20 protein-coding genes and 3 tRNA genes are annotated in these 15,347 nt (G+C 72.9%); 6 read left to right on the top strand and 17 right to left on the bottom strand.

The window, feature by feature from the left end; genetic code table 11:
* Positions 1 to 25: 25 nt before the first annotated feature.
* The 6 genes from IW256_RS09140 to IW256_RS09115 all read right to left on the bottom strand — a co-directional run bounded on the left by IW256_RS09140 (position 26) and on the right by IW256_RS09115 (position 3,172).
* Positions 26 to 108 (bottom strand) — tRNA-Tyr (locus IW256_RS09140).
* 17 nt (positions 109 to 125) lie between these two features.
* Positions 126 to 200, bottom strand: a tRNA-Leu gene (locus tag IW256_RS09135).
* Positions 201 to 204: 4 nt separating this feature from the next.
* A tRNA-Leu gene (locus tag IW256_RS09130) sits at positions 205 to 278 on the bottom strand.
* 282 nt (positions 279 to 560) lie between these two features.
* Positions 561 to 1,619, bottom strand: a complete 1,059-nt coding sequence (locus IW256_RS09125; protein ID WP_307828810.1) for a PDR/VanB family oxidoreductase — start codon at positions 1,617 to 1,619, stop codon at positions 561 to 563.
* Positions 1,616 to 2,497: a metal-dependent hydrolase gene (locus IW256_RS09120; RefSeq protein WP_197010534.1), complete on the bottom strand. Its 882-nt coding sequence runs from the start codon at positions 2,495 to 2,497 to the stop codon at positions 1,616 to 1,618. The genes IW256_RS09125 and IW256_RS09120 overlap by 4 nt, the downstream gene beginning before the upstream one ends.
* Before the next feature lie 93 nt (positions 2,498 to 2,590).
* A complete protein-coding gene (locus tag IW256_RS09115) occupies positions 2,591 to 3,172 on the bottom strand; it encodes a TetR/AcrR family transcriptional regulator (protein ID WP_197010533.1) in 582 nt (193 codons plus the stop codon).
* Between the two features lie 77 nt (positions 3,173 to 3,249).
* Between IW256_RS09115 and IW256_RS09110 the strand changes: the two genes are divergently transcribed.
* On the top strand, positions 3,250 to 3,957 hold the full coding sequence (locus IW256_RS09110) for an enoyl-CoA hydratase-related protein (RefSeq protein ID WP_197010532.1): 708 nt from the start codon (positions 3,250 to 3,252) through the stop codon (positions 3,955 to 3,957).
* Positions 3,958 to 3,983: 26 nt separating this feature from the next.
* Here the strand turns inward: IW256_RS09110 and IW256_RS09105 are convergent, their stop codons facing one another.
* The 7 genes from IW256_RS09105 to IW256_RS09075 all read right to left on the bottom strand — a co-directional run bounded on the left by IW256_RS09105 (position 3,984) and on the right by IW256_RS09075 (position 9,567).
* Positions 3,984 to 4,211: a hypothetical protein gene (locus IW256_RS09105; RefSeq protein ID WP_197010531.1), complete on the bottom strand. Its 228-nt coding sequence runs from the start codon at positions 4,209 to 4,211 to the stop codon at positions 3,984 to 3,986.
* Between the two features lie 17 nt (positions 4,212 to 4,228).
* On the bottom strand, positions 4,229 to 5,098 hold the full coding sequence (locus IW256_RS09100) for a hypothetical protein (protein WP_197010530.1): 870 nt from the start codon (positions 5,096 to 5,098) through the stop codon (positions 4,229 to 4,231).
* A gap of 90 nt (positions 5,099 to 5,188) precedes the next feature.
* Positions 5,189 to 5,650: a GNAT family N-acetyltransferase gene (locus tag IW256_RS09095; protein WP_197010529.1), complete on the bottom strand. Its 462-nt coding sequence runs from the start codon at positions 5,648 to 5,650 to the stop codon at positions 5,189 to 5,191.
* A gap of 46 nt (positions 5,651 to 5,696) precedes the next feature.
* On the bottom strand, positions 5,697 to 6,380 hold the full coding sequence (locus tag IW256_RS09090; protein ID WP_231403710.1) for an acetamidase/formamidase family protein: 684 nt from the start codon (positions 6,378 to 6,380) through the stop codon (positions 5,697 to 5,699).
* A gap of 226 nt (positions 6,381 to 6,606) precedes the next feature.
* Complete coding sequence (locus tag IW256_RS09085) at positions 6,607 to 7,719, bottom strand: D-alanine--D-alanine ligase family protein (protein ID WP_197010527.1); 1,113 nt, start codon at positions 7,717 to 7,719, stop codon at positions 6,607 to 6,609.
* A 55-nt stretch (positions 7,720 to 7,774) separates the two neighbouring features.
* Positions 7,775 to 8,764, bottom strand: a complete 990-nt coding sequence (locus IW256_RS09080; protein WP_197016198.1) for an NAD(P)H-dependent glycerol-3-phosphate dehydrogenase — start codon at positions 8,762 to 8,764, stop codon at positions 7,775 to 7,777.
* Positions 8,765 to 8,781: 17 nt separating this feature from the next.
* Positions 8,782 to 9,567, bottom strand: a complete 786-nt coding sequence (locus IW256_RS09075) for a lysophospholipid acyltransferase family protein (RefSeq protein WP_197010526.1) — start codon at positions 9,565 to 9,567, stop codon at positions 8,782 to 8,784.
* A gap of 82 nt (positions 9,568 to 9,649) precedes the next feature.
* Here IW256_RS09075 and cofC point away from each other — a divergent pair, with 82 nt between their 5' ends.
* Positions 9,650 to 10,321 carry a 2-phospho-L-lactate guanylyltransferase gene (gene cofC, locus IW256_RS09070; protein ID WP_197010525.1) on the top strand — a complete coding sequence of 224 codons (672 nt, stop codon included), beginning with the start codon at positions 9,650 to 9,652 and terminating at the stop codon, positions 10,319 to 10,321.
* 30 nt (positions 10,322 to 10,351) lie between these two features.
* On the top strand, positions 10,352 to 10,564 hold the full coding sequence (locus tag IW256_RS09065) for a hypothetical protein (protein ID WP_197010524.1): 213 nt from the start codon (positions 10,352 to 10,354) through the stop codon (positions 10,562 to 10,564).
* A 137-nt stretch (positions 10,565 to 10,701) separates the two neighbouring features.
* Here the strand turns inward: IW256_RS09065 and IW256_RS09060 are convergent, their stop codons facing one another.
* From IW256_RS09060 to leuC, 4 genes are all read right to left on the bottom strand, one after another.
* A complete protein-coding gene (locus IW256_RS09060; RefSeq protein WP_197010523.1) occupies positions 10,702 to 10,980 on the bottom strand; it encodes an HU family DNA-binding protein in 279 nt (92 codons plus the stop codon).
* Positions 10,981 to 11,137: 157 nt separating this feature from the next.
* The gene (locus IW256_RS09055; RefSeq protein ID WP_197010522.1) at positions 11,138 to 11,389 is read right to left on the bottom strand and encodes an SCO5555 family protein; all 252 of its coding nucleotides are present in this window, start codon (positions 11,387 to 11,389) and stop codon (positions 11,138 to 11,140) included.
* Positions 11,390 to 11,619: 230 nt separating this feature from the next.
* Positions 11,620 to 12,207, bottom strand: a complete 588-nt coding sequence (leuD, locus tag IW256_RS09050) for a 3-isopropylmalate dehydratase small subunit (RefSeq protein WP_197010521.1) — start codon at positions 12,205 to 12,207, stop codon at positions 11,620 to 11,622.
* Between the two features lie 11 nt (positions 12,208 to 12,218).
* Positions 12,219 to 13,616: a 3-isopropylmalate dehydratase large subunit gene (gene leuC, locus IW256_RS09045; RefSeq protein WP_197010520.1), complete on the bottom strand. Its 1,398-nt coding sequence runs from the start codon at positions 13,614 to 13,616 to the stop codon at positions 12,219 to 12,221.
* 104 nt (positions 13,617 to 13,720) lie between these two features.
* On the opposite strand from leuC, the gene IW256_RS09040 reads away from it, so the two are divergent.
* The 3 genes from IW256_RS09040 (at position 13,721) to IW256_RS09030 (ending at position 15,334) form a co-directional block, all read left to right on the top strand.
* Positions 13,721 to 14,440 carry an IclR family transcriptional regulator gene (locus IW256_RS09040; RefSeq protein ID WP_197010519.1) on the top strand — a complete coding sequence of 240 codons (720 nt, stop codon included), beginning with the start codon at positions 13,721 to 13,723 and terminating at the stop codon, positions 14,438 to 14,440.
* 193 nt (positions 14,441 to 14,633) lie between these two features.
* Positions 14,634 to 15,023, top strand: coding sequence for a YidH family protein (locus IW256_RS09035; RefSeq protein ID WP_197010518.1), 390 nt, complete (start codon positions 14,634 to 14,636; stop codon positions 15,021 to 15,023).
* Positions 15,020 to 15,334: a DUF202 domain-containing protein gene (locus IW256_RS09030; protein WP_197010517.1), complete on the top strand. Its 315-nt coding sequence runs from the start codon at positions 15,020 to 15,022 to the stop codon at positions 15,332 to 15,334. Before IW256_RS09035 ends, IW256_RS09030 begins: the two co-directional genes overlap by 4 nt.
* Positions 15,335 to 15,347 lie beyond the last annotated feature (13 nt).

Here is a 15,347-nt window from a genome sequence, read left to right as displayed (position 1 = left end):
ACACCGGAGAATGGACAGAGAAAAGTGGGGCGGGTGGGATTCGAACCCACTCAGCGCGAGGCAACCGGGTTACAGCCGGACCCGACTCTCCGACGTCGGCGCCGCCCCTTGAGAATTGTTCTCCGTACCCCCGGCGGGAGTCGAACCCGCACCATTCCTGCTCCTCGGGCAGGCGCCTCTGCCTGTTGGGCGACGGGGGCGTAGTGCGGCTCCCGGGATTCGAACCCGGAGCATCCACTTCCTGAGAGTGGCCTCTCTGCCTGTTGGAGTAGAGCCGCGCGCAAGGGTCGAGGGCGGCGTCACCGCGGCCCGCGCGGCCGGAGAGAGCTCAGGAGCGGGGGTACCGGCCGGGGAGGGCGAGTGACGCCTCGGGCAGTCGATAAAGTAGGCGCTCCATGGCCGGTCCTCCTCTCGAAGTTCTGCTGCCATTCCCGGTCTTCCGGGCTGACAGGTCCTAGATTGCCATCCCGGCGCGATTCGCGCAATCCCTTTTCTACGCTCATCATCGGCACCCCTTTCGGGCACCGTCCGGAAAGGCGTCCCGGACCCTTGGCGGCGCTTCAGAGATCGAGGGTGAGCCGGCCGGCCCTCGCCCGGGAGACGCAGACGAGCAGCGAGTCGCCGTCCGGATCCGAGGGAGCCCGCTGGTCGGCCTCCCCCGCGAGCAGGACGACGCGGCAGGTGCCGCAGAAGCCCTGCCGGCACGAGTACGCGACATCGGGCAGCACGTCCCGGATGACGTCGAGCGCCGAACGGTCGGCGGGCACGTCCAGGGTCAGCCCGCTCCTCCGCAACTCCACCTGGAAGGGCCGCCCATCGGCCACGGGCGCCGGGGCGAACCGTTCGTAGTGGAGGGTCCCGGCGCCGGGGACGAACGCGGCCCGTACCGCGTCGATCATCGGGGCGGGCCCGCAGCAGTACACGGCCGCGTCCGGAGGCGCCCCGCGCAGCAGCCCGGCCGCGTCCGGCACCCCGTCCCGGTCGTCGGTCCGGACCTCGATCCGTTCCGGGGGCAGCGCGCGCAGCTCGTCCAGGAACGGCAGAGAGCCGCGGGTCCGGCCGGTGTAGACCAGCCGCCAGTCGGCTCCGAGGTCGTGCGCGGCGCGCACCATCGGCAGGATCGGGGTGATGCCGATGCCTCCCGCGATGAACAGGTGACGCTCGCGGGCCAGGAACGGGAAGGCGTTGCGCGGCCCCTCGGCGCTGATCACCGTGCCCTCGGTGAGCGCACGGTGGACCTCGGCCGAGCCGCCCCCGCCGTCCGGCAGGCGCCGCACGGCGATCCGGTACGCGCGGCGGTCGGCGGGGTCCCCGCACAGCGAGTACTGGCGGCGGCGCCCCGACGGCAGCCGCAGGTCCAGGTGGCAGCCCGGCTGCCAGTGCGGGAGCGCGCCGCCGCCGAGCGCGCCCAGCCGCAGGCTCACCACGTCCTCGGCCTCCCGCCGTACCTCCTGGACGACCAGCGTCAGCGTCCGGTCGACCGGGCGTACCTCCGGGACCGCCGGCCTGAGCATCCCGCGGACCCGCTGAACACCGTTGAAGTACGCGGTCACCGCGACCCAGAACGGGTCACGGGCCCGGCGTCCGCGCAGGTCGGGCGGTGGCTCCAGGCGCCTCACCGCAGCGCCGCCCGCGCGGCCGGCGAGGAGGCCAGGTAGGTCAGGGCCTGGGCGGTGGAGCCCTCGCCCAGCGGGCTGTAGGACCGCTGGAGGTAGCGCCGCACCGAGGCTCCGACCAGGCGGCGGCTCGGGGTCAGGCCGGCCGGTCCCGTCCGCCGCAGGTGGTGAAGCCCGCCCTTGACCCGGCCCTTCAGAACGGGGTCCCCGGCCATCAGGAACCGGTGCCCGCGCTGCCAGAGGGACGCCAGCATCACGATCGTCTGGGCCATGGCGCGGATCCGGGCGACGTACGAGCCGTCCAGGTGGGTGAACAGGTCGTACGCGACGTGCCGGTGCTCGACCTCCTCGGCCCCGTGCCAGCGCAGCAGGTCCAGCATCATCGGGTCCGCGCCCGCCGCGTCCAGCGCGCCGGCGTTGAGGACCCAGTCGCCGAGCACGCCGGTGAAGTGCTCGATGGCGGCGATGATGGCGACCCGCTCGTTCAGCCAGACCCGCGCCCGCGGCCCCTCCAGGCCGCGGTCGCCCAGCAGCCCCTCGAACATGAACTCCACCTGGCGGACGAACGGGCGCACGTCCAGGCCCTGCTCGACGAAGTGGTCCAGCACCGCGTCGTGCGAGGCCGCGTGCACGGCCTCCTGGCCGATGAACCCCAGCACGTCCTGGCGGAGCCGCTCGTCGCGCACATGGGGCAGCGCCTGCTTGAACACCCGGACGAACCATTCCTCGCCCGCCGGCAGCAGCAGGTGCAGCACGTTGATCAGATGGGTGGCCGCCGGATCACCGGGGATCCAGTGCAGCGGCACGCCCGACCAGTCGAACCGGACGTCACGCGCCCGCAGCACGAGGTTCTCCGGCTCCGCGACGGGCTTCCCGGCCATGGGCATATGGCGACCCCTGGACTTATTGACAGGTAGTCCAAGACGCTAGCCCGTCGGCCCCGGCCCGGCAACGCCTCCTTTTCGTGACGCTGCTCACCCGCCCAGTTCGGTACGCAGCGTCCCCGCCACGATCCCGGCGGTGACGCGGAGCGGCCCGGTGTCGTGCCGCGCCCGGCTGAGCACGATCGCCCCCTCCAGCGCGGCCAGCACGTAGGTCGCCAGCTCACCGGCGCGGGCGGGCTCGACACCGGCCAGAACGAACCGCCGGGCCCCGGCCGCCCGCCACGACTCGAAGACCTCGGCGCACGCGTGCCGGAGAGGCTCGCTGGTGCCGGCCGCCTCCAGGGCCACGGTCGCGATCGGGCACCCGTCCGCCCACCGCGACGCCTCCAGCGCCTCGGCGCTCAGCTGGAAGAAGTCGTGCACCGCCTGCACGATCGCCTCGTCACCGGCCCGCTCGTACACCAGGTCGAACAGCTTCAGGTACCGGGCGCCCGAATGCGCGACCGCCTCGGCCCCCAGCTGCTCCTTGCCGCCCGGGAAGAAGTGGTACAGGGAGCCCCAGGGGGCCCCGGCCACCGAAGTGATCTGCTTCAGGCCGGTCGCCGCGTACCCCTGCTCGCGGAAGAGCTGGGCGGCGGCCTCCAGCAGCCGCCGGCGCGTGTCGGATGCCATGGACGCCAGACTAGCCCTTGTCCTCACTAGATCGATCTATCTACTATGACGATCGATCTAGATATCCGGGAGGCATCGTGACCGTACGGACCGAGCGCCGGGGGCCGTCCCTGCTCATCACCCTCGACCGGCCCGAACGGCGCAACGCCGTGGACGGCCCGGCGGCCGAGGCGCTCGGCCGGGCGGTCGCCGCGGCCGAGCGCGACGACGAGGTGAGCGTCGTCGTGATCACGGGGGCCGGCGGCACGTTCTGCGCCGGCAACGACCTGAAGGCCCTCGCCGCGGGCGAGCTGCCGCCGCCGTCCGAGGACGGGCCGCCTCCCATGAACGTCACCCGCGTCCCCGCGTCCAAGCCGGTCATCGCCGCCGTCGAGGGCTACTGCTTCGGCGGCGGATTCGAGCTCGCCCTCTGGTGCGACCTGCGCGTGGCCTCGACGACCGCCGAGTTCGGCGTCCTCAACCTGGGTCACGGCCTGCCGTGCCTGGACGGCGGCACGGTACGCCTCGCCCGCCTCATCGGCCAGGCCCGCGCCCTGGACCTGCTCCTGACCGCCCGCCGCGTCCCCGCCGCCGAGGCCCTCACCCTCGGCCTCGTCAACCACCTGGTGGAACCCGGCCGAGCGCTGCCCGAAGCACTCGCCTGGGCGGAGAGGATCGCAGCCCTGCCCCGGCCCGCCCGGCAGGCCGCCCGGCGCTCGCTGCTCGACCAGTGGTCCCTCAGCGAGGCGGACGCCCTCCGCAACGAGACCCGCCTGGGCCTCGCCGCGCTAGGACGTCCGTCATGACCCCGCTCCGCACTTAGCGGCCATCCTCAGTCGAGCAGCCCCTCCGCCGAGTCGGCCACGGCAGCACGCCGCCCCAACTCGTCCAGCCAGGCACCATCGGTCGACCCGCAGATGCGCTCACGCTGCTCATCCGTCAGCTCGATCCCCCGAGCCTCCAGAATCCGGAGCAGCAGCTCCACCTTGCCCTCGGCCTTGCCCTTGGCCTCGGCGTTGCGGAAGAACTCGCTGTAGTAACGCGTCTCCGTGCGGCTCACGACAGCAGGGCCCTCCCTCAGTCGAACAGCCCCTCCGCCGAGTCGGCCACGGCAGCACGCCGCCCCAACTCGTCCAGCCAGGCACCATCGGTCGACCCGCAGATGCGCTCACGCTGCTCATCCGTCAGCTCGATCCCCCGAGCCTCCAGAATCCGGAGCAGCAGCTCCACCTTGCCCTCGGCCTTGCCCTCGGCCTTGCCCTTGGCCTCGGCGTTGCGGAAGAACTCGCTGTAGTAACGCGTCTCGGTCTTCATCTTGTTCTCCAGGAACTTCCGAGCGGCATCCGAGATGACCGCGCCCACGTAGTCATAGTAGCGACGGGCCAGCTCGCGGTTCCTTTCCGCGAGGACCACCGTGGCCTTCCAGGACGCCTGGAGCACTTCCTCTCCCCTGCGTCCGTCGCTGTGATACATCGCCGAGAGGATGCCCAGCGCGGGGTCCTCGGCGACGCTCTCGGGATCGGTCATCACCGGAACCTGGTCGGGTTCGAGCACTACGGGCCGGAGCACGTAATCCGGGTGGCCGGTGTCGATGGGCTCGGCGCACCACTCGGCGACCTTGGGGTCGGGTGCGATCACCAGGAGCGTGGCCGGGCAGCGCTGCCTGGCACGCAGGGTGGCTTGGTAGAGCGGCCAGCTGTAGTGCTTCTCCGCATCGATGGCGCGCTGGATCTCGACGACCACGCCCAGGCGGCCCTCGTCGAACTCCAGCAGTACGGCCCGGTCCGAGGCGAACTCACTGGTCTTCAGGTCCGTGCAGGACTCGGAGATGTCGGTCGCCCGGACGAGTTCGGGGAGTTTGACGCCCGTGTCCACCAGGAGGTCGGCCGCGAGTCTCGGTGAGAAGCGGAACAACTCGGCGAGGACGTCGTGTTGTTGGGTCGGCATGGCGCCGACACTATAGGTAAAGGAGTGATCACTTTGGGTAAAGCTTCGAACTTGTGAGCGAATTATTTGGGGCCTGTGGGTCCTCGCAGGTCAGGGGGCGTGCCAGGTGAGGGCCACCTGGTGTTCGTGGAAGCCCATCGAGCGGTACAGCTCGGCGGCTTCGGCGGGGGCGTGCAGGTCGACCCGGATGACGTCCTTGCCGCGGAACCACGCCAGCAGCTCCTGCATGATCATGCGGGCGTAGCCCTGGCCGCGGTACGCGGGGTCGGTGACCATGCCCAGGACGTAGCCGGACAGCGCGCCGCCCTCGAACGGGCCGGGGAGGCGGTACTCGATCACGCCGAGGCCGCAGGCCGCCAGCCGCCCCTCCGCGCCGTCCACGACGAAGACGCCCAGGGATCCGCCGAGGCGTTCCTTGACGTCGCGGGCGAACTCCTTGCGCCAGTCCCTGGCGGCCGGCGGCTCGCCCGCTTCGAGCACGCGGCGGAACAGCAGCTCGCGCAGGCGGATCAGCTCGGGGATGTCATCGGAGGTTGCCGGGCGAACGATCACACTGCCACCCTAGGCGACCCCCGCCCCTCCGCGCTGCCCCTGAACGTCACGCGGGTCCGGTCATCAGCAGCGGGCCGGTGATGTTGAAACGCTCGACGCCCCGCCGGGTGAGGTTCACCCTGAGGTCGATCCAGCCGGGCCGTCCCGCGAACCGGCAGTCGTCGCCGCCCCGGGCGGGGAAGTGCAGGTCGCCGACCGACAGCTTGGCGCCGCGTACGTGGACGGGCAGCAGGATCCGCGACGCCGGGCCGAGCCTGGCGATGCCGCAGCCGCCGATCTCCCGGCCGCGCGCCCGGCCGCGGACCGCCTCGGCGGCCATCCGCCCGTACTCGGGCAGCTCCGGCCGGACGTGGCCGAGCAGCACGCCCTCCTCCGAGGCGGGGGCGGGGGACCGCGGCGACCCGGCCGCGGGGGCGCAGCCGATGACGCCCGGGTGCCCGAACGGGGCGTACACGCCGTCCGAGCGGCCCACGCCCATGACGTCCACCACGATCACGTCGCCCGGCTCCGCGCCCACCACGACCAGGGGGCCGCACAGGACGGGGTCCTCGCCGGGAACGCCGCCCTCGCACTCCATCCGGACCGAGCCGCCCGTGATCACCTCGGCCACGGCCGGGATGTCCGGGTGCCAGCGGTTGTGCCCGGGTACCGACCGGGTGGCCGAGCCGGGCACTGCGGGCGGGCCGGGAAAGCGGACGACCGGCGGCGCCGCGGCGAGCGTGGACGTCAAGGCGGATTCCTTCCGAGGGAGCATGCGATCGGATAAGGAAATCCTGCCGGACCGGCTGTTTCGGAGTCGTTTCGGCGTTCTGACGGTTGAGTAAGGCACCGATCACCGGAACCCGCGGGAACCGCCGCCGGCGGGCCCGCGTCCAAGGGGTGCGGCGTGGCTTCGAGGGCGTCGATCACCCCGGTTCCGGTCCGTGGGGGTGCCGGGACCGGGGTTCCCTCGCCGGTCAGCGCAGGCCGACGGGCCGCCGCAGGGCGGTCTGGATGAGGCGGTCGACCAGCGCCGGGTAGTCCAGGCCGGTGGCGGCCCACATCTGGGGGAACGCCGAGGCGGGGGTGAACCCGGGCATGGTGTTGATCTCGTTGAGGATCCAGCGCCCGTCGGCGGTGTGGAAGAAGTCGACGCGGGCCAGGCCCTCGCAGTCGAGCGCGTCGAACGCCTGGGCGGCCAGGCGCCGCACCTCCTCGACGGCGGCCCGGGGCAGGTCCGGCGGGATGTCCAGGCGCAGCGAGGAGTCGAGGTACTTGGTCTCGAAGTCGTAGAAGCCGTCACCGCCGCTGATCACGACCTCGGCGGGCAGGCTGGCCTCGGGCGGCCCGTCGTCCAGGCCCTGCAGGACGCCGCACTCGATCTCGCGGCCCTCGATCGCGGCCTCGACGATGACCTTGGGGTCGTGCTCGCGGGCGGCCTCGACCGCGGCCTCCAGGTCCTCCTCGGCGGTGACGCGGGTGATGCCCATGCTGGAGCCGGCGCGGGCGGGCTTGACGAAGACCGGCAGGCCCAGTTCCTTGATCTCGTCGAGCATGCGCTTGCGCTCGCGGCGCCACTGCCGGTCGCCGACCAGCACGTACGGGCCGACCGGCAGGCCGCGGGCCTGCCACACCAGCTTCATGAACCCCTTGTCCATGCCGACCGCGCTGGCCAGCACGCCGGCGCCGACGTAGCGGACGCCGGCCAGGTCGAGCATCCCCTGGATGGTGCCGTCCTCGCCGTACGGGCCGTGCAGCAGCGGCAGCACCACGTCCACGCCGGTGAGCGTCGCGGGCACCCGGCCGGGCTCGATCACCAGCAGCCCGGCGGCGTCGGGGTCGAACGGCAGCGCCAGGGCGTTCCCCTCACCGGTCACCTCGGGCAGCCGGCCGTCCTCGATCGCCAGGCGCTGGTCCTCGGGGGCGAGCACCCAGCGGCCGTCGCGGGCGATGCCGACCGGCACCACGTCGTAGCGGGTCCGGTCGATCGCCGCCAGCACCGCGCCCGCGGTGACGCAGGAGATGGAGTGCTCGGAACTGCGCCCGCCGAACACCACGGCCACGCGGATCTTGGGTGAAACCTGCGACATGACGCCCGACCCTACCGTCGATCAGCCCGGATCGGCCACGAGCGCCGGCGCGCGGTCATACCCCGTACCGTTCCGGCTTGGGCGAACGCGAGATGAGCGAGATGGCGGCGTCCTTGATGGGGACGCCGCCGTGCAGCACGGAGACGACGGCCTCGGTGATCGGCATCTCGACGTTGTGCTTGCGGGCCAGTTCCAGCACCGCGCCGGAGGACTTGACCCCCTCGGCGGTCTGCTTGGTCACGGTGATGACCTCGTCGAGCGTCATGCCGCGGCCGAGGTTCTCGCCGAACGTGCGGTTGCGCGACAGCGGCGAGCTGCAGGTACCGACCAGGTCGCCCATCCCGGCGAGCCCGGCGAAGGTGTGCTCGTCGGCGCCCAGCGCGGCGCCCAGCCTGGTGATCTCGGCGAGCCCGCGGGTCATCAGCACCGCCTGGGTGCTGGCGCCGAAGCCCAGCCCGACCGCCATCCCCACGCACAGGGCGACGATGTTCTTGACCGCGCCGCCCAGCTCGCAGCCGACCACGTCGGTGCTGGTGTAGACGCGGAAGTAGGGCGTCATGGCGGCGGTCTGCAGCCGCTGCGCGGCGGACTCGTCCGCGCACGCGGCGACCGCGGCGCCGGGCTGCCGCGAGGCGATCTCGCGGGCCAGGTTGGGGCCGCTGAACACCGCGACGCGCTCGGCCGGGACGTCGGCGATCTCCCCGATCACCTCCGACATCCGGCGGCAGGTGCCCAGCTCCACGCCCTTCATCAGGCTGACCAGGACGGACTCGGGGGGCAGCAGCGGCACCCAGGCGGCCAGGTTCTCGCGCAGCGTCTGCGCGGGCACGGCCAGCGCGACGAAGTCGGCCCCCTCCAGCGCCTCGGCGGCGTCGGTGGTGGCGCGCAGGCCGGCGGGCAGCTCGATGCCGGGCAGGTAGTCGGGGTTCTCGTGCCGCTCGTTGATCGACTCCACCACGGTGGCGCGCCTGCCCCATACCGTGACCTCGCCGCCGGCGTCGCGCAGCAGCTTGCCGAACACCGTCCCCCAGGAACCGGCGCCCATGACGGCCGTACGGAAGGTCACCAAGCCTCCTCCCCGGCGGGGCGCTCGGCCCCGCGGCGCTCCTCCAGGACCTTGTGGTGATCGTACAGCTCCCCGGGCGGTTCCTGGCCGCGCAGCTCGCCGAGGAGATCGGCGATGGCGCGCATGATCTCGTCGGTGGCCTCGCGCAGGGTCGCCTTGGTCAGCGGCCGGCCCTCGAACCGCGAGAAGTCCAGCGGCGGGCCCGCGATCACCCGCATCGTCTTGCGCGGGAAGGGGTGGAAGCCCTTCTTCAGGGTGCCGGCCAGGCCGCGCTGCTCGCCCTTCTTGTACGGAAGCAGCTCGTGCGCGCCCCAGCTCGCCACCGGGACGACCTTGGCCCCGGTCGTCAACGCCATCCGCGCCACGCCCGTCTGCCCGGTCATCGGCCACAGCTCGGGGTCGCGCGTGCAGCTGCCCTCCGGGTAGAACATCAGGCACTCGCCCGCCAGCAGCGCCGTCTCCGCGTCCCGGAGCGCCAGCGCGGCGTCGGCGCTGTCGCGGTAGACGGGGATCTGGCCGGTGCCGCGCAGCACGTTCCGCAGGAACCTCACCTCGAACAACGTCGACTTGGCGAGGTAGACCGGGTAGCGGCCGGACTCGTACACGAAGTGGGCCAGGGCCAGCGGGTCGGACTCCGAGATGTGGTTGGCGGCGATGATGAGGCCGCCCTCACGGGGAACGTTGTCACGTCCTCGCCACTCCCTCTTCAGGAGCGCGTAGAGCAGCGGGCGCAGGATGACGATGGTGAACTTGCGCCACGCCGGCGAGTACCCACGGCTCATGCCCGTCCCCTTCCCGGTCGGCCCACGGTGGACGTGGGGTGTCCTCAAGTGTCGCGGTGCTCGTGCATAGTGTCGAGTTGCCATGTCTACAGCAGAGCGCAGCGCGCCTCATCTCCAATGGTCGATCGTCGTGCCCGTCAAGGTGCTGGCCAGGGCCAAGACCCGCCTGGCAGGCGCGGCCGGCCCGCACCGCCGGGCGCTGGCGCTGGCGGTCGCGGCCGACACCGTGGCCGCCGCGCTGCGGTGCCCCCGGGTCCGCGATGTGATCGTGGTCACCGACGACCCCGTGCCCGCCGCCGAGCTGGGGGCGCTGGGCGCGCGGGTGGTCCCCGACGAGCCCGGCGCCGGGCTCAACCCCGCGCTGGTCCACGGGGCGGCCCGCGGCCGGGAGGGCGCCCCCGGGACGGGCGTGGGCGCGCTCTCGGCCGATCTTCCCGCGCTCCGCCCGGACGAGCTGGGCCGCGCGCTCGACGCCGCCGCGCTGGTGCCCGAGGCGTTCGTGCCGGACGCGGCCGGGGTCGGGACCACGCTCTACACCGCGCGGCCCGGTGTCCCGTTCGCGCCGGCGTTCGGCCGTGACTCCCGGACGGCGCACCGCGCGCGCGGTGCCCGGGAGCTGGCGCTCGGCGGCATCGACGGCCTACGGCGCGACGTCGACACCCTGGACGATCTGCGCGCCGCGCTCGCGCTGGGGGCGGGCCCGCGCACGGCCGCCGTCGCCGGGCTGCTGCCGGCCCTGCGCCCCTCCGCCTGAGGAGCCGGCCCGCGGCGTTAGGGTGCTGGCATGCAGGGGACGGTCCGTACCTACGACGCCGGTACCCGGTCGGGCAGCGTCCTGCTCGACGACGGGACCGAGCTGCCCTTCGACGCCGAGGCGTTCGCCGCGGGCGGCCTGCGGCTGCTGCGCTTCGGGCAGCGGGTCAACCTGGCCGTGGACGGCGACACCGGGCGGATCACGGTGATCACCCTGTCGACGTTCCCGCTGCCGCCCGGCTGACGGCGGCGTCCCTCGCAGGCCCGTCGCGGGTCGCGGAGATCAAGCCCGCTGAGCCCCCGGGAACGCCTCCGGAACGCCCGGAACGCGACAGCGCCCGGGGCCCGCACGATCGCGGGCCCCGGGCGCTGTCGCGGGTGTCAGTTCTTGCCGGCCACCAGGTTCTTGAAGTCGGCGCCCGCCTTGAACTTGGGCACCGACGTCGCGGGGACCTGGATGGTCTTGCCCGTTGCGGGGTTCCGGGCCGTACGGGCAGGCCGGTCGGCCTTCTCGAACGAACCGAACCCGGTGATCGCGACCTTGTCGCCCTTGGCGACCGTGGTCTGGATCGTCTCCAGGATCGCGTCGACGGCCTCGGCTGCGGCCTTCTTGCTGCCCAGCCGGTCAGAGATGGCGTCGACCAGCTCACGCTTGTTCATGGGTTACTCCTCTAGTTCCCCCCTTGCCCGAACGAAACTAAAGGGTCCCTAGCACCGACACAATCACCTGCAAGCAAGAGTTCCCGTGTCGCAGGCGTTTTTGTCGGTCTCGCCCCCGTCTCGCCGGGCGCCGGACCGGATCCGGCCACCTCGCACGCTAGCGGGCCTCGGGCGCCCCGCGGAAATCGGCGAGGAACGTGTCCAGCCTGCGTGCGGCCAGTCCAGGGTCCCTTTTCGCCAGATCGGTGATCGCCAGCAGGTGCCGGATGAGCCGCCGCCGGGTCTCCGGGGGCAGCGGCGCGACCAGCTTGTGGGCCTCCCTCAGTTGCTGCGCGAGCCGCGTCAGCGCCGGGTCGTCCCACTCAGGACCGGTCCACGGGCCCGTCCCCCGTGCTTCCGGTTCACTCAATGTCCAAGCCCCCAAAAGAGTCGAGCGTGTCTCCGCACTAAGGGAATTGTCCTCTGTACGGAACGGCGCTCGTGCATCCGGGGTGCCCCGCCGCCCGCCCGCGGGCAGGCCGGCGCCCCGGGGGCGGGTCCGTGCCGGACCCGTCCCCCGGGGCGATGACGCAGGCCAGGCGGCCCTCAGGCGACGCCCGTACGGTGCCGTACGGGCGCGCGCCGGGCCGCCCTCGCGTCTCAGGCCGTCACGGGCATCCAGGGGCTGCGGCGCTCCTCGAACGCGGCGATGTCCTCGGCGTGGCGCAGCGTGAGGCCGATGTCGTCCAGGCCCTCCATGAGGCGCCACCGGGTGTAGTCGTCGATCTCGAACGAGGCCGTCAGGTCGCCTGCGCGCACCTCGCGGGCGCCCAGGTCGACGGTGATCTCGGCCGACGGGTCGTTCTCCGCCCGGCTCTGCAGCGCCTCGACCGTCTCGGCCGGCAGGATCACCGGCAGCAGGCCCATCTTGGTGGAGTTGTTGCGGAAGATGTCGCCGAAGCGGGGCGCGATCACGACGCGGAACCCGTACTGCTGCAGGGCCCAGACGGCGTGCTCGCGGGAGGATCCGGTGCCGAAGTCGGGCCCGGCGATCAGGACGCTGGCGCCCTCGTGCTCCGGCCGGTTCAGCACGAATCCCGGGTCCTCGCGCCAGGCGGAGAACAGGCCCTTGTCGAAGCCGGTGCGGCTGACCTGCTTGAGCCAGACGGCCGGGATGATCTGGTCGGTGTCGACGTTGCTGCGGCGCAGCGGCACGCCGCGGCCGGTGTGGGTGGTGAAGGCTTCCATGGTCGGGGTCCTCAGAGATCGGCGGGAGCGGCCAGGCGGCCGGTGACGGCGGTGGCGGCGGCGACGGCGGGCGAGACCAGGTGGGTCCGGCCGCCGGGGCCCTGGCGGCCCTCGAAGTTGCGGTTGGAGGTGGACGCGCTGCGCTCGCCGGGGGCGAGCTTGTCGGGGTTCATCGCCAGGCACATCGAGCAGCCGGCCTCGCGCCACTCGGCGCCGGCGGCGGAGATGACCTCGTGCAGGCCCTCTTCCTCGGCCCGCCTCTTGACCTCCATGGACCCGGGCACCACGAGCATGCGGACGCCGTCGGCGACCCTGCGCCCCTCCAGGACCCCGGCCACGGCGCGCAGGTCCTCGATGCGGCCGTTGGTGCAGGAGCCGACGAAGACGGTGTCGACCTCGATCTCGCGCAGCGGCGTCCCGGCGGTCAGGCCCATGTACTCCAGGGCGCGCTCGGCGGCCTGGCGCGCGGCCGGGTCGCCGAACGAGGCCGGGTCGGGCACCGACTCGCCCAGCGGCAGGCCCTGCCCGGGGTTGGTGCCCCAGGTGACGAACGGGGTCAGTTCCGAGGCGTCGATCACGACCTCGGTGTCGAAGACGGCGTCGTCGTCGGTGCGCAGGGACTTCCAGTGCTCGACGGCGCGGTCCCAGTCGGCCCCGGACGGCGCGTGCGGGCGGCCCTCGAGGTAGGCGAACGTGGTCTCGTCCGGGGCGATCATCCCGGCCCGGGCGCCGGCCTCGATGGACATGTTGCAGACCGTCATCCGGCCTTCCATCGACAGCGACCGGATGGCCTCGCCGCGGTACTCGATGATGTGGCCCTGGCCGCCGCCGGTGCCGATCCGGGCGATGATCGCCAGGATGAGGTCCTTGGCGGTGACGCCCTCGGGCAGCGCGCCGTTCACGGTCACGGCCATGGTCTTCGGCCGGATCTGCGGCAGCGTCTGGGTGGCGAGGACGTGCTCGACCTCGCTGGTGCCGATGCCGAAGGCCAGCGCCCCGAACGCGCCGTGGGTGGAGGTGTGGGAGTCGCCGCACACGACCGTCATGCCGGGCTGGGTCAGGCCCAGCTGCGGGCCCATGACGTGCACGATGCCCTGCCCGGCGTCGCCCATCGGGTGCAGCCGGATCCCGAAGTCGGCGCAGTTCTTGCGCAGGGTCTCCACCTGGGTGCGGGAGACCGCGTCGGCGATCGGCTTGAGCAGGTCGGTGGTCGGGACGTTGTGGTCCTCGGTCGCGATCGTCAGCTCCGGCCGGCGCACCTTGCGGCCGGCCATCCGCAGGCCGTCGAACGCCTGCGGGCTGGTGACCTCGTGGACCAGGTGGAGGTCGATGTAGAGCAGGTCCGGTTCGCCCTCGGCTCGTCGTACGACATGCGCGTCGTACACCTTCTCCGCCAGTGTGCGGCCCATCGCTCCACCTCGCCTGCTCGTCCGGCGCGCCGGTGCGCCGTGGTCTGGATCACCTTGGATCATCCTGGCTTGCATCTCAAATGACGAGACGCCAATATCAAGACATGGACAACTCTAGCGGAGTCGGCGTACTTGACAAAGCGGTTCTGGTCCTGAACGCGCTGGAGGCCGGCCCGGCCTCGCTCGCGCAGCTCGTCCAGACCACCGGGCTGGCGCGGCCGACCGCGCACCGGCTCGCCGTCGCGCTGGAGCACCACCGCCTCGTGCACCGCGACACCCAGGGCCGGTTCATCCTCGGCCCGCGGCTGGCCGAGCTGGCCGTGGCGGCCGGGGAGGACCGGCTGCTGGCCATCGCCCAGCCCGTCCTGGCCCAGCTGCGCGACCTGACCGGCGAGAGCGCCTCGCTGTTCCGCCGCCAGGGCGACGTCCGGGTCTGCGTGGCGGCGGCCGAGCGTAGCAGCGGCCTGCGCGACACCATCCCGGTCGGGGCGGCGCTGCCCATGACCGCCGGGTCGGCCGCCCAGGTCCTCCTCGCCTGGGAGGACCCCGACCGGCTGCACCGGGGGCTGCGCGGCGCCAAGTTCGAGGCCACCACGCTGGCGTCGGTACGGCGCCGCGGCTGGGCGCAGAGCGTGGGCGAACGCGAGCAGGGGGTCGGCTCGGTCTCGGCGCCCATCCGCGGCGCGGGCGGCCGGGTCATCGCCGCCGTGTCCGTCTCCGGGCCGCTCGAACGCCTCACCCGCTCCCCCGGCCGCCTGCACGCCGGTCCGGTGATGGCCGCCGCCGACCGGATCTCCGAGTCGATGCGCCGTACCGCCTCCTGACCCGGCCCGCCCCCGACACCCCGCCCGCTCCCTGCCCGCTCCCTGCCCGCTCCCTGCCCGCTCCCGCCCGTCCGGCCACGACGCTCCGCCACGGCCCGGACGGGCACCTCCAATTCCAGCATGGCAAGTCGGAATTGCATTTAAAATGACGCCAATTGGCTCTTTAATGCATTCTCCGCGTAATATCTCGGCGATGAGCGCGATAGATCCCCCGGATTCCCCCGGCGGCCGGTGGACCGACCGGCTGCTCGCCGAGGGCGAGGACCCCGACCCCCGTTTCACGCTCGCCAACGAGCGCACGTTCCTCGCCTGGATCCGCACCGCGCTGGCCGTGATCGCCGGCGGGGTCGGGGTGGCGCTCAGCGGCAGCGCGATGGCGCCCCCGCTGCGGCACGGCCTGGCGGTCGCGTTCTCCGCGACCGGCGCCCTGATCGCCGCGCTGGCCTTCCGCCGCTGGCTGCGCACCGAACGGGCGCTGCGCCGCGCCGAGACGCTGCCGCCGCCCGCGCTGGCCCCGGTCATGTCCTACGGGCTCGCCCTCGCCGCGGTCGTCCTCCTCGTGGCCCTGCTCGCGACCCGATGAGCCGCGCCCTCTGGGATCCGGGCGCGCAGCCCGAGCGCACCGCGCTGGCCTGGTCCCGCACCACCCTCTCCCTGCTGGTCGCCGGCCTGTTCTGCGTCCGGCTGGCCCCCTCCCCCGCCGCCACGGCGCTGGCCGCGGCGGCCGTCTGCGGCGCCGTGTCCCTGCAACTGCGCCGGGCGCTGGCGGGCCACCGTGGCCGCGGGCGGCGGCTGGCCGCCGGCGCGCCGGTGGCCGATCCCGTGTCGGTCCTGCTCGCCACCGTCCTCACCGTCCTGCTGGGCGTGATCGGGCTGCTGTTCGCGCTCGCCTGAGGCGGGACCGGTA

It is taken from the genome of Actinomadura viridis, from assembly GCF_015751755.1.
Lineage (GTDB): Bacteria > Actinomycetota > Actinomycetes > Streptosporangiales > Streptosporangiaceae > Spirillospora > Spirillospora viridis.
The sequence above is the reverse complement of the archived record's forward strand: the minus strand, read 5'-3'. Positions and strand labels throughout refer to the sequence as shown.

Excerpts from the sequence above, each read along its gene's own strand:
- IW256_RS09120 (WP_197010534.1), bottom strand. The coding sequence starts at position 2,497 with ATGGCCGGGAAGCCCGTCGCGGAGCCGGAGAACCTCGTGCTGCGGGCG.
- IW256_RS09115 (WP_197010533.1), bottom strand. The coding sequence starts at position 3,172 with ATGGCATCCGACACGCGCCGGCGGCTGCTGGAGGCCGCCGCCCAGCTC.
- IW256_RS09100 (WP_197010530.1), bottom strand. The coding sequence starts at position 5,098 with ATGCCGACCCAACAACACGACGTCCTCGCCGAGTTGTTCCGCTTCTCA.
- IW256_RS09085 (WP_197010527.1), bottom strand. The coding sequence starts at position 7,719 with ATGTCGCAGGTTTCACCCAAGATCCGCGTGGCCGTGGTGTTCGGCGGG.
- IW256_RS09080 (WP_197016198.1), bottom strand. The coding sequence starts at position 8,764 with ATGGGCGCCGGTTCCTGGGGGACGGTGTTCGGCAAGCTGCTGCGCGAC.
- IW256_RS09075 (WP_197010526.1), bottom strand. The coding sequence starts at position 9,567 with ATGAGCCGTGGGTACTCGCCGGCGTGGCGCAAGTTCACCATCGTCATC.
- cofC (WP_197010525.1), top strand. The coding sequence starts at position 9,650 with ATGTCTACAGCAGAGCGCAGCGCGCCTCATCTCCAATGGTCGATCGTC.
- IW256_RS09065 (WP_197010524.1), top strand. The coding sequence starts at position 10,352 with ATGCAGGGGACGGTCCGTACCTACGACGCCGGTACCCGGTCGGGCAGC.
- IW256_RS09060 (WP_197010523.1), bottom strand. The coding sequence starts at position 10,980 with ATGAACAAGCGTGAGCTGGTCGACGCCATCTCTGACCGGCTGGGCAGC.
- leuD (WP_197010521.1), bottom strand. The coding sequence starts at position 12,207 with ATGGAAGCCTTCACCACCCACACCGGCCGCGGCGTGCCGCTGCGCCGC.
- leuC (WP_197010520.1), bottom strand. The coding sequence starts at position 13,616 with ATGGGCCGCACACTGGCGGAGAAGGTGTACGACGCGCATGTCGTACGA.
- IW256_RS09040 (WP_197010519.1), top strand. The coding sequence starts at position 13,721 with ATGGACAACTCTAGCGGAGTCGGCGTACTTGACAAAGCGGTTCTGGTC.
- IW256_RS09035 (WP_197010518.1), top strand. The coding sequence starts at position 14,634 with ATGAGCGCGATAGATCCCCCGGATTCCCCCGGCGGCCGGTGGACCGAC.
- IW256_RS09030 (WP_197010517.1), top strand. The coding sequence starts at position 15,020 with ATGAGCCGCGCCCTCTGGGATCCGGGCGCGCAGCCCGAGCGCACCGCG.